The sequence below is a fragment of the Natrialba hulunbeirensis JCM 10989 genome (genome assembly GCF_000337575.1).
GTDB lineage: Archaea > Halobacteriota > Halobacteria > Halobacteriales > Natrialbaceae > Natrialba > Natrialba hulunbeirensis.
Genome location: NZ_AOIM01000036.1, coordinates 31074 through 43364, shown reverse-complemented (window position 1 = coordinate 43364; position 12291 = coordinate 31074). Strand labels below are relative to the sequence as shown.

The following is a 12291-nucleotide window of genomic DNA, read 5'->3' as shown; positions in this document are numbered from 1 at the left end:
GACGTTCCGCCGATGGTTGGACCCGCACTCCTCTTCCTCGGCATCGCCGGCTTCCTCTACACCGGCTACCGACTCCGCCCTGCCTACCACGTCTACCGCGGCGACACCGACGACGTGATCGCCGCCGAGCGCGCCGACGGCCCGGTCGAACTCGAGGGCACCGCAAGCGAGATCGACGACACCGTCGAGGCTCCCCTGACCGGCACCCCCTGTCTCGTCTACGAGTACGAGGTCGAAGAGCTCCGATCGAGCGGGAAGAACTCCTCGTGGGACACCGTCGACAGCGGAATGGGCGGGCTCCCGTTCCGACTCGAGGACCGCACGGCGAGCGTCCGCGTCGAACCTGCTGGTGCCGACCTTGCCCTCTCCACGTCGGCCAGCACCAGAATCGACGGCGGTGAGCGTGAACCGGGGTCGATTCGTCGGTTCCTCGAACACGAGTCGGATCTCGAGTCCGAGAACACCTCGCTCGATCTCGGCGTGGTCGAATTCGCCACCGGGAACGACCGGAAGTACCACGAGCGCAGGCTCGACCCCGGCGAGGAGGCGTACGTCTTCGGCCAGTCACGCTACGACGTGGAGGCTCGGGAGACGATGCGCGACATCAGTGCCGTCGTCGGCGATGGGCCGGACACGCCGGCGTTCGTCGTCGCGGACTCGTGCCAGGATGGTGCCACCAGACTGCTCGTCAGGCAACAGCTCTCGTGGCTCGCGATCAGCGCGATTGTCTTCGTCTTCGGACTCTGGATGACGGCTGCAATGGCGTTCTGAACATCTGCGGAACTGCAGACGTACGACTTCCGTGTACGGAAGGTACCTCGCCCGTACTTTGGTGTGACCAGTCGATAGCGCCTCACTTGCCAGTCTCGCTGAACGGTCGAGTACGATGTTGTGGGTAATACTTATGGAGTATTACTCCCTAACACTGAGTAATACATGCCGCGCGTCACCACCAAGGGTCAGGTCACTATCCCGAAGGAGATTCGAGAGACGCTCGGAATCGAACCTGGCGACGAAATCGCCTTCGAGGAGGTTGAGTCCGGGTACAAGATCCGAAAGAAGGAGCCGACGACGGCGGACGGTGAGGACCCCTTCGAGAAATACCGCGGTAGCGCTGACAGCGGTGATACCGGTGATACAATGCCCGAACGGATGCGCCGACTCCGTGGGGAATACCCTCGCGATAGCGGCGACGAGAACGACGACGATGAGTCGGAGGCCAACGCGTGACGACAGCAGTCGATACGAACGTTCTTCTGGCGCTTCTCTACGAAGACGACTATGCGAACGCAAGCGAAGCGGAACTTCGACGAGCCTACCGTCGGGGCCGAATCGTTATTTCGTCGATCGTGTACGCCGAACTCGCAGCAGACGGTCACTTCGAGACGGCGTCCGAACTGGATCGGTTTCTAGCGGACCTCAGTATTCAGGTCGTCGAGCCGTCACGGGAGGCGTTGTTCCAGGCCGGCGAGGGGTTCCAGCGATACACTGATCGTCGACCTGATGGTCTCCAGTGCCCATCCTGCGGGACGAAACAGCGCGTTCACTGCGAGGAGTGCAGCAACGGTCTCTCACCGCGTCAGCACATCGCTGCGGACTTCGTCATCGGCGCGCACGCGACTGTAGACGGTGACGCGCTGCTCAGTTTCGATACCGCCTTCTACGAAACGTACTATCCGTCGTTGACCGTCTACCCCGAGTAGAGTTGCCTCATCACCTGACAGATGGGGCTGTAGTAGAGTGCCGTCTTCGCAGCAGAGCGCCACCACTCGAACGTGCAACCGGCACGGACACTTTTATCGATTCCCGCGTATCCTCCGAGCATGGACGTAGGACTCATGGTCACGTCGTTCGGGGACGTCGATCAGGCAGACGTCGCCGTTCGGGCGGAAGAACGCGAGTACGACGCCGTCTGGGTGGGAGAACTCTGGGGCGCAAGCGGTGTTGTGCAGCTCACCGAGATGGCCTGTCGGACCGACGATATCGACCTCGGGAGCGCGATTTTGAACGTCTACTCCCGGTCGCCGGCCGTGCTCGCGATGACCGCTGCCTCGCTTTCGCAGGCCTCCGACGGGCGATTCAGACTCGGACTCGGAACGAGCACGCCGAAGGCCGTCGAGGACCTCCACGGCATGTCCTTCGACCGACCCGTTCGCCGCGCCCACGAGACGATCGAACTGATTCGGGAGTACACCGCGGGCGACGGCGAGCCGGTCGACTACGAGGGACAACTCCTGGAGGCTGCTGACTTCCCCTCGATCGATGCACCCGTGCCGATCTACCACGCCGGACTCGGCCCGGCGAACCGGCGCGTCGTCGGTCGGCTCTGTGACGGCTGGATCCCGCACAATATCCCGTTCTCGAACCTCGACACTGCCTTCGAGGAGGTCGCGGACGCCGCGCGCGGACGCGACCGAGATCCCGAGGAAATCACTATCGCGCCGTACGTCCCCTCGGCGGTTAGCGAGGACGCCGACGAGGCCCGCGAGACGCTGCGCCAGCACGTCGCCTACTACGTCGGTAGCGGCGAGGGCTACCGGCGCGCAGTCTCGACGGTTTATCCCGACCGAGCGGATCGAATCGCAACGGCCTGGCGTGAGGGCGACCGGGCGACCGCCGCCGAGGCCGTCTCCGACCAGATGCTCGGAGACCTCGGCGTTGCGGGCACGCCCGACGACGCACGCGATCAGCTCCGATCGCTGGTGTCGGAGACCGGCATCGACCATCCGATCGTCGTCGTCCCAGAGCCGGCCTCGAACGCCGTGACCGAGGCGACGATCGACGCGCTGGCTCCGGCGCGGCTGTAAACGGGCAGCAGATTGTCTCTCTTCACCGCACTACGCCTACGATAATTCTACTCGACAGTGCGTCTCCGCCGACTCGTACGCCGCCTCGATGATCGCCAGATCCGCCACCCCATCCTCGCCGTCCGGCTCCGGATCGGTCCCTGTCACTACGCAGTAGCCGAAGTACTCGAACTCCTCTCGGACCTCGTCCACCGACGGCCCCGTGTACTCCATTCGCACATCGCCGCTCTCGACGACCATCTCTTGGGGCACCACCCCACCGAACGGCGACGCTATCGAAATCAGTCCGTCCGTGCCGATCAACTCGAGCCAACTGCTCGCGTGCGCATCGAAACTCGCCGTACAGGCAGCCGTTGCACCCGTCGGGAACTCGAGTTGGAACGAGACGTGTTCGTCGACCGCGTCGAACGGTGCGGTACTCGAGTGCGTCGTCGCGTAGACGCTGTCGGGATCCATCTCGAGGATGAAGCGGATGGTGTTCAGCGGGTAGATGCCGAGGTCGACGAGCGCGCCGCCGCCGGCGAGGTCGGGGTCGAGTCGCCAGGTGTCGGGGTCGGCGTGGTCGAGCAGTGGGTGTGAGAAGCCGGCGTGGGCCTGGACGACGTCGCCGATGACGCCGTCGGCGACGAGTTCTTTCGTTCGGCGGACGGCCGGCTCGACCTGCAGACGGTACGCGGTCATCAGCGTCACGCCGGCATCATCGCAGGCGTCAACGATTTCCTGGGCTCGTTCCGCCGTCGTTTCGAGGGGTTTCTCACAGAGGACGTGTTTGCCGTGGTCGGCGGCGGTGATCGCGTAGCGGCCGTGAAACGCGTTCGGCGTCGCGACATAGACGGCGTCGTAGGTGTCGACGTGGTTGCCGGCGAGAAAGGCATCGTATGTGACGATGTGGTCGATGCCGAACCGTTCGTGGAGGGTCCGACACTGGTCGGGCGAGCCGGTGACGAGCATGGTCGTTTCGCAGTATCGCGACTCCGCAATTGCGGGGAGTGCCCGGTTGCGAGCAAAGTTGCCGACGCCGACGATGGCGAGTCGGATAGTTTCCGGTGTTGCCGGTGTCGCCGATGTTTCCGATGTTGCCGGTGTCCCCGACCTATCCGACGCTGCCGGCTGGGCGTCCTCGCCCGCCTGTTCTCGCTCTGTGCGCTCCCAGTCGCGATGGGTGAACTCGGCGAAGGCGTTCTCGAGTGACATTGGCCTCCCTTACTACGGTTGCTGGACCGAAAAGCGGCTGTTACCAACGACGGACCAGTCAGGGCCCGAATTTGTTCGACGACCTGATTTACGAACACTTCCGCCCCAATAGCCGACTTGGTACTTCCGAACACAACCAGTGTGCCGTATTGAAGGAAAAAGTTATTCAATACTGCCGTGTGTTGTCGATGTACCGACGGGTACCACACAATGGTCACGATGGAAACTGCGGAACTGGAAACCGACCTGAGTCTGTTCAAATACGACTCGTTAGAGCAGCTCCCGGCGTCCTACCGGGACTTAGACGAGGCAGAACGAACGGACCGCATCGAAACGGCGCTCGCCGAACTCGGCGACGACGTCGTTATTCTGGGACACAACTACCAGCGACGCGAGATCGTCGAACACGCCGATTTCGTGGGCGACTCCTACCAGCTCTCGAAGGAGGCTGCCGAGGCGGACGCCGAGTACGTCATCTTCGGCGGCGTGACGTTCATGGCCGAGAGCGCAGACATCATCACGGACGACGAGCAGACGGTGATCCTCCCGAGCATGGAGGCGTCCTGCCCGATGGCCGGCATGGCCGAGGCGCTCCAGGTCGACGCCGCGTGGGCCGAGATCACCGACGCCGCGCCCGACGCGAACATCATCCCGATCACGTACATGAACTCCTACGCCGACCTGAAGGCCTTCTGTGCCAGCCAGGGCGGCCTCGTTTGCACCTCCTCGAACGCACACCGGGCCTTCGAGTGGGCGTTCGACCGCGGCGACAAGGTGCTGTTCCTTCCCGACAAGCACCTCGGCGAGAACACTGCCCACCGACTCGGCATGGAAGATGCCATCGCCGAGTGGGACCCCTGGGACCCCGAGGGCAAGGACGCCACGGAAGTCGCCGAGAGCGACATCATCCTCTGGGACGGCTACTGCCAGGTTCACGAGCGCTTCCGCGAGGAGCACATCGAGCAGGTCCGTGCGGACGATCCGGATGCGAACGTCATCGTCCACCCCGAGTGTCGCCGCGAGGTCGTCGAAGCCGCCGACGTGGCTGGCTCGACTGCGACCATCTGTGACACCGTCGCGAACGCCGAGCCAGGCGAAACGTGGGCGATCGGCACCGAGATCCACCTCACCCGTCACCTCCAGCGCTGGCACCCCGAGGTGAACGTGCTTCCCCTCTGTGGTGACGCCTGCATGGACTGCAACGCTATGCGCCAGATAGACCCCAACTATCTGACGTGGGTCCTTGAGGAACTCGTCGCCAGCCGCGAACGAAACGTGATCGAGGTCGCGCCCGACGAAAAAGAACTCGCGCAGGTCGCGCTCGATCGAATGCTCGAAATTTGACCGATGACCGAGACACAATCCACCCCGAACACAGCAGTGGCCGCCGAAACCGTGGACGTCCTCGTCGTCGGCAGCGGTATTGCAGGTTGTGCCGCCGCACTCGCTGCCGCCCGCGAGGGGGCCGAGGTGCTCCTGCTGACCAAAGCAACGAAACCCGACGACGCCAGCACCGACTGGGCACAGGGCGGCATCTCGACCACCCGCGGCGACCCCGCCGCGCTCACGAAGGACATTATTGCAGCCAGCGACGGCACTGCCGATCCCGACGCCGTCGACGTTCTCGTCGAGCACGCCGACGCGGCGGTCGAGGACGTGCTCATCGACACCTTAGACATCGGGTTCGACGAGACCGACAGCGGCGAGTTCGACTACGCCCGCGAGGCCGCCCACTCCGAGAATCGGATCCTCCACGTCGACGCAGCGACGGGCACCCACATCCTCCGTCCGTTCCTGAACCACGTCGACGACCACGAGAAGATCGAGGTCCGCCAGGATACCGCCGCACTCGAACTCATCACTCACGAGGGCCGGGTCCACGGCGTAGTCACGGACGAAGCGCCCGGCGGCCACCCAATCTACGCCGGGACGACGATCCTCGCAACCGGCGGTATCGGCGCGCTCTACAGCCGATCGACCAATCCGGACGACGCTACCGGAGACGGAATCGCGATGGCCGCGCTCGCCGGTGCAGATGTGGCCGATCTCGAGTACGTCCAGTTTCATCCGACGGCCTACGATTGCGAGGCGCGTAGCGCCTCGAAGCGAAGCGGCGGAGCCGCGAAGCAGGACACGTTCCTCCTCTCCGAAGCCCTCCGTGGTGAGGGCGCACTCCTCCGCAACGCCGACGGAGAGCGGTTCATGCCCGACTACCACTCCGACGCCGAACTCGCACCGCGAGACGTCGTTGCCCGCTCGGTCGAAACCGAGCGGGAGGCGACCGGCGAGGTCGTACTCGACGTGAGTCCACTCGAGTTCGACGCCGAGTTCCCGACCATCGCCGCGAAGTGTCGCGACCGCGGCATTGAGGGTGACAAAATTCCCGTCGCACCCTGCGAGCACTTCCTCTGTGGTGGTATTGCGGTCGACGACCGCGGGCGTACCTCGCTGGACCGGCTCTACGCCGTCGGCGAGTGTGCTCGGACGGGTGTCCACGGTGCGAACCGACTCGCGAGCACGAGCCTTCTCGAGGGACTCGTCTGGGGACTGCGGGCGGGAGAGGACGCGGCCGGGGCTGGAGCGGACTCCGACCCCGACCCGACAGCCGTCGATGCGCCGGACCTCCTGAACCGCGATCCCGACCTCCCGGAGCGCTTCGCCGCCGAGAAGTTCGCACGCCTCCAGCGGACGATGGACGAGTATCTCGGACTCGAGCGTGACCCCGAGGAGGTCGCCCGTGCGGGTGCTGTGCTCCGGCGACTCAAGGGCGAGGTGGACGCCTACATCCGCACGCGGACGGCGCGTGACCTCTACGAACTGCGGAACGCGAGCGTCGTCGCGCTGTTGATCGCACGCGCCGCCAGCGAGAACACGGAATCCCTGGGCTGTCATCACGTCGTCGGGGATGAATCAGCGCTCGAGCAGATGGCGGACGACTGATACCCATGATCACCGACCAACAGATCGACCGCTGGCTCCGCGAAGACGTCGGCCACCACGACGTGACGAACCAGGTGCCCGGCGAGACGACCGGCCGACTCGTCGCCAAAGCGGACGGCGTCGCCGCCGGCCTCGAGACCGCGGCCGCCGTCTTCGAGTATCTCGGCGTGGCTGTGACGGACCAACTCGAGTCGGGCGCGCGAATCGAGGCGGGCGACGAACTGCTCGCCGTCGAGGGCAGCGCCCGCGATGTCCTCCGCGGGGAGCGTGTCGCGGTCAACCTCGCGGGTCACGCCTCGGGCATCGCGACGCGGACGCGCCGGGTCGTCGACGAGGCACGCGAGGCGCAACGCGCTTCGAATACACAAGCGGCTGCAGGCCGCGAGCGAGGTGTTAATTCCGACTTCGACGACATCCGAATCGCTGCAACCCGGAAAACGACGCCCGGCCTGCGCGGACTCGAGAAGCGCGCCGTCGTCGCTGGCGGCGGCGATACCCACCGCCTCGACCTCTCGCACATGGTCATGGTGAAGGACAACCACATCGCGGAGATGGGGCTCGAGGGCGCAATCGAGCACTTCCGCGAGCGCGCGTCGTTCGCGACGAAACTCGACGTGGAGGTGGAGTCTGTCGAGGACGCGCCACGAGCAGCGGCGGCGGGTGCGGATATCGTCCTGCTGGACAACATGACGCCCGCAGAGACGCGCGAAGCCGTCTCGCTGCTCGCGGAGTACGAGGGCGTGCTGGCCGAAGCCAGCGGCGGGATCACACTCGAGTGCGTCGCCGACTACGCGGCAACGGGTGTGGACGTGATTTCGATGGGATCGCTGACCCACTCCGCGCCGTCGCTGGATCTGTCGTTCCGGACGGGGGTCTGAGTCAGTGCGGGGGTAAGGCCGTCGAATTCGGTGCCGTCAGCGCCGGTGCGAAAGTGTACCGACGCCACGTCTCCCCCTCGATAACGGCACTGCTCAGCGTCCGTGCCGTTCACTTTCACACCGGTTGGCGCGAGTTCATCACCGTGCGAGTCCTACGCATAGTGAGGAGTGCGTATGACCAGCTTTTCCCACCACAGACAGACGGAAGCGGCGTCTCTCGTTCGGACCCGACCACGGCTCGACAGGATGGAGGCGACCGGATGACCGACCGACAGCCGAGTCCTGCAGACCGCACGAGCCGTAGCCAACCGGGAACCGCCGACCCGCAAGAATCGGACGTGCACGCCAGCTCAGCGACGCTGGATGAGCGCCAGTGGAAGCGAGGTCAAGATCGAGGGCGAGGGCGAGGACGAGAACAAGAACGAGGACAAACCACCGAACCGACAGCCGACGACGCCGCGCCGCTCGCCATCGAAATCGCGGGGCTCGTCAAGCACTTCGGCGAGACGAAAGCCGTCGATGGCATCGACCTGCAGGTCCCCGCCGGCGGGATCTACGGCCTCCTCGGACCCAATGGAGCCGGAAAGACGACCGTCATCCGCATGCTCGCAACGCTGTTACAGCCCGACGCCGGAACGGCACGGGTGTTCGGGGACGATGTTTCGACAGAGGGGAACGCGGTCCGCAGGCGAGTGAGTCTGACGGGCCAGTTCGCGTCCGTCGACGAGGATCTCACCGGCCGCGAGAACCTCGTACTGCTGGCTCGTCTGCTCGGCTACTCGAGAGCCGGTGCTCGCGAGCGGGCGAGCGAACTTCTCGACGCCTTCGGGCTCACCGAGGCAGGGACGCGGCAGGTGAAGACCTACTCGGGCGGCATGCGTCGCCGGCTCGACATCGCGGCGAGCATCGTCGTCACGCCGGAGTTGCTCTTCCTCGACGAGCCGACGACCGGGCTCGACCCGCGGAACCGGAATCAGGTCTGGGACATCATCCGCGCACTGGTCGCGAACGGTACCACGGTCCTCCTGACCACGCAGTACCTGGACGAAGCCGACCAGCTCGCGGACCGGATCGCGGTCATCGACGAGGGACGGATCATCGCCGAGGGAACACCCGGCGAACTCAAAGCCTCCGTCGGCTCTGGTGTGCTGTCACCCGACCCGACGGGAGGCGGCACGAGACGTGTTACAACCCGCGCTCGACGCGCCGGTCGTACTCGAGTCCGATCCGGCGGCGCTCTCGGCTCGGGTTACGGACTCCGATCGGGTTACGCGGGCGTTCGAGGCGCTGTCGCACTCGAGTATCGAGGTGAGCGAGTTCACGCTCGGCCAGCCGAGTCTGGACGAGTTTTTCCTGACGGTGACGGACCGGCCAGGACGTACAGAGGCGGCAACTGCTGGGACCGCTGGGGCTGCCGGGGTTGCGGGAACTGCCGATCGACCCGAGGGTGGCTTAGGAGGCGATCACAATGAGTGACGGGCCTCCCGACCCCGACGTCGATCAGCTCCAGCTAGCAGTCTCGGATAGCCCACGACCGTCGCGTCCCAGCGCAGTCTCCGCCTCGCTGACGTTCGGTTGGCGCGCGCTGTTGAAGATCAAGCACGTGCCCGAACAGCTGTTCGACGTTACCGTCTTCCCGATCATGTTCCTGTTGCTGTTCACCTATCTGTTCGGCGGGGCGCTGGCCGGGTCGACGGATGCGTACCTGCAGGAACTCCTGCCGGGAATTCTGGCGATGACGGTCGTCTTCATCACGATTTACACCGGCGTCACGCTGAACGACGACATCGACGAGGGCGTCTTCGATCGGTTCCGGACGATCCCAGTCTGGCAGCCGTCGGTCATCGTCGGTGCCCTGCTCGGCGACGCCGTCAGGTACACCATCGCCTCGACGCTCGTGATCGTCCTCGGCGTCGCGCTCGGCTTCCGCCCCGCAGGCGGTCTCGTCGGCGTCCTCGCGGCGGTCGCGTTACTCCTGGTGTTCTCGTTCAGCCTCTCGTGGATCTGGACGGCGCTCGGCTTCGTCATGCGAACGCCGGAGTCACTCATGGGCGTCAGTATGCTGATTCTGTTCCCGCTGACGTTCGTCAGCAACGTCTTCGTCGACCCGCGAACGATGCCGAGCTGGCTCGAAGCGTTCGTGGCGATCAATCCGGTCAGTCACCTCGTTACGGCTATGCGCGGGCTGATGCACGGCACCGCGACGGCCGGCGAGGTCGGCATCGTCCTTCTGCTGTCCGTGGCGCTCGTCGCCGTCTTCGGCCCGCTCACCATGTATCTCTTCCGCGCGCAGCAGTAGTCGGCCACTCTGCTGACCGAATCTCCCGTCGCGCAGCGAAAAAGTGATGGTACTCCTACCTGTCTACGAACCATGAGCGACGTACACGAAACGAACACTGCACAGTTCGAAGACGGACCGATCACACCCGAACGCATCGGCGCGGCAGTTGCGCTCGTCGACATCGGCGTCTTTGCCCTCATCGGCCACTTCATGTTCGAGGATCCCGCACTCGGCGCGCTCGCCGGCCTCTTCGTCGGCGGCGGCATCTTCCTGTTTCTCCCGCTATTCATGTGGGCCGAGCCAAACGGCGGCCTCGAGAATATGGCACCCGAGAGCGGCGGCGGTCCGTTCCGCTCGTTCCACCGGCTCGCGGCCGGTATGGCGCTCCCGCCCGCCGGTATCGTCCTGTTCGTCACACAGTTCGTCGAGCTCGATCCGTTCTTCGGTCTCGCCATCGCGCTCCTCGCCGGTGCCGGCCTCTACGTCCCGCTCGCGTGGCTGCTCCCGAACGCCCAACTCGAGTAGCCGGCCGCTGCTCCCCTGCACTCCCTGCACTCCCTGCTCGCAACCTTCTCTGCTCGCCGGTCTTCCCGGGTTGCGCCTGCCGGTCGGCTGTTTTTCCGCACTGGTCAGGTAAGCCGACCCATGACGGAGCTTCCCCTTTCTCCCGACGCCGAAGCCGACGCGGAGACCGACGGCTGGAACGCACTGTACCTCGGCGGCGAGTGGACCGACCAGGGCGGTCGCGACTCGATTTCCGTCGAGAATCCCTACACGCGCGAGGAACTCACGACGGTCCCCGCCGGCACGCCCGCCGACGTGGACCAGGCCTACGAAGCCGCTGCAGCGGCACAGGAACAGTGGGCCGACCAACCGCCACAGGGCCGCGCCCAGGTCGTCACCGCCGCACTCGAGTTCGTCCGCGACAATCGCGAGGCGATACTCGAGTTACTCGCGCTTGAGGCGGGGAGCGCGCGGGTCAAGGGAGTCGCCGAGATCCAGACGGCGACGGGGATGATGCAGCAGGCGGCGAGTTTTCCGTTTCGGATGGACGGCCAGCAGACGGCGTCGATCGTGCCGGGCAAGGAGAACACGGTCGAGCGCGTCCCGGTCGGCGTCGTCGGCGTGATTTCGCCGTGGAACTTCCCGCTGCACCTCTCGATGCGGGCGGTTGCGCCGGCGATCGCGGCGGGTAACGGCGTGGTGCTCAAGCCGGCGTCGAACACGCCGATCACGGGCGGCCTCTTGCTGGCTCGCATCTTCGAAGAGGCGGGCGCGCCCGAGGGGCTGATTAGCGTTGTCCCTGGTCCCGGCTCCGAAATCGGCGACGAAATCGCCGGCCACGACATCCCGCGTGTGGTCGCGTTCACCGGCTCGACACCGGTCGGCCTCTCCGTTGCCGAGCAGGCCGCGGGCAACTGTGCGCTCCCGGCGCTCGAACTCGGCGGGAACAACGTCCACGTCGTCACCGACCGGGCAGACGTCGCACAGGCCGCCGACGCCGGTGCCTTCGGCTCGTTCCTCCACCAGGGCCAGATCTGTATCTCGGCCAACCGCCACCTCGTCCACGAGGAGGTCTACGACGAGTACGTCGACCAGTTGGCCGAGCGCGCCGCGAGCCTGCCAACCGGCGACCCGACCGACGAGGAAACGATCATCGGCCCGATCATAGACGAGAGCCAGCGCGACCAGATCGTCGAGTACATCGAGGACACCGTTGACGAGGGTGCCACACTCGAGGCCGGCGGCGACCACGACGGCCTCGTCGTCGAACCAACTGTGCTCGCCGACGCCGACAACGACATGCCCGCTGCGTGCAACGAACACTTCGGCCCCGTCGCGCCAGTGATTCCGTACTCGAGTACCGAGGAGGCGATTGAACTGGCCAACGACACGATTCACGGCCTCTCGGGCTCGGTGCACAGCCAGGACCTCGCCCAGGCGCGCCGGATTGCAGACGGGATCGAGACGGGGATGATCCACATCAACGACCAGCCGGTCAACGACGAGCCCCACGTTCCGTTCGGCGGAATGAAACAGTCCGGCTTGGGGCGGTACAACGGCGAGTCGATACTCGAGGAGGTGACGACGACGAAGTGGATTTCGGTGCAGCGCGAGCCGCGGGAGTATCCGTTCTGACCTGTGGGTGACCCGTTGGGTTTATGCCTGGCAGCCTGGCAGCTCACACAAC

12 protein-coding genes are annotated in these 12291 nt (G+C 65.4%); 11 read left to right on the top strand and 1 reads right to left on the bottom strand.

From position 1 onward, the window contains the following. Window positions 1-12 precede the first annotated feature (12 nt). The 4 genes from C483_RS13065 to C483_RS13050 all read left to right on the top strand — a co-directional run bounded on the left by C483_RS13065 (window position 13) and on the right by C483_RS13050 (window position 2807). Window positions 13-771 (top strand): hypothetical protein, encoded by a 759-nt coding sequence (locus tag C483_RS13065; RefSeq protein ID WP_006653829.1) that lies wholly within the window; start codon window positions 13-15, stop codon window positions 769-771. 165 nt (window positions 772-936) lie between these two features. Then, entirely contained in the window at window positions 937-1230 is a 294-nt protein-coding gene (locus C483_RS13060; protein WP_006653828.1) for an AbrB/MazE/SpoVT family DNA-binding domain-containing protein, read from the top strand. Further along, window positions 1227-1703, top strand: coding sequence for a PIN domain-containing protein (locus tag C483_RS13055; RefSeq protein ID WP_006653827.1), 477 nt, complete (start codon window positions 1227-1229; stop codon window positions 1701-1703). The genes C483_RS13060 and C483_RS13055 overlap by 4 nt, the downstream gene beginning before the upstream one ends. Window positions 1704-1823: 120 nt before the next feature. Beyond that, a complete protein-coding gene (locus tag C483_RS13050; protein WP_006653826.1) occupies window positions 1824-2807 on the top strand; it encodes an LLM class flavin-dependent oxidoreductase in 984 nt (327 codons plus the stop codon). 36 nt (window positions 2808-2843) lie between these two features. On the opposite strand, the gene gfo6 is transcribed toward C483_RS13050, so the two are convergent. Further along, window positions 2844-4001 (bottom strand): D-xylose 1-dehydrogenase Gfo6, encoded by a 1158-nt coding sequence (gfo6, locus tag C483_RS13045; protein ID WP_006653825.1) that lies wholly within the window; start codon window positions 3999-4001, stop codon window positions 2844-2846. Window positions 4002-4211: 210 nt separating this feature from the next. Here gfo6 and nadA point away from each other — a divergent pair, with 210 nt between their 5' ends. From nadA to C483_RS13010, 7 genes are all read left to right on the top strand, one after another. Further along, complete coding sequence (gene nadA / locus C483_RS13040) at window positions 4212-5345, top strand: quinolinate synthase NadA (protein ID WP_006653824.1); 1134 nt, start codon at window positions 4212-4214, stop codon at window positions 5343-5345. A gap of 3 nt (window positions 5346-5348) precedes the next feature. After that, on the top strand, window positions 5349-6941 hold the full coding sequence (locus C483_RS13035; protein ID WP_006653823.1) for an L-aspartate oxidase: 1593 nt from the start codon (window positions 5349-5351) through the stop codon (window positions 6939-6941). A 5-nt stretch (window positions 6942-6946) separates the two neighbouring features. Beyond that, a complete protein-coding gene (nadC, locus tag C483_RS13030; RefSeq protein WP_006653822.1) occupies window positions 6947-7819 on the top strand; it encodes a carboxylating nicotinate-nucleotide diphosphorylase in 873 nt (290 codons plus the stop codon). 260 nt (window positions 7820-8079) lie between these two features. Then, a complete protein-coding gene (locus C483_RS13025) occupies window positions 8080-9291 on the top strand; it encodes an ATP-binding cassette domain-containing protein (protein WP_241431515.1) in 1212 nt (403 codons plus the stop codon). Further along, window positions 9288-10118 (top strand): ABC transporter permease, encoded by an 831-nt coding sequence (locus tag C483_RS13020; protein ID WP_006653821.1) that lies wholly within the window; start codon window positions 9288-9290, stop codon window positions 10116-10118. Before C483_RS13025 ends, C483_RS13020 begins: the two co-directional genes overlap by 4 nt. A 72-nt stretch (window positions 10119-10190) precedes the next feature. After that, window positions 10191-10625 (top strand): hypothetical protein, encoded by a 435-nt coding sequence (locus C483_RS13015; protein WP_006653820.1) that lies wholly within the window; start codon window positions 10191-10193, stop codon window positions 10623-10625. 120 nt (window positions 10626-10745) lie between these two features. After that, window positions 10746-12239, top strand: a complete 1494-nt coding sequence (locus C483_RS13010) for an aldehyde dehydrogenase family protein (protein WP_006653819.1) — start codon at window positions 10746-10748, stop codon at window positions 12237-12239. Window positions 12240-12291: the final 52 nt, after the last annotated feature.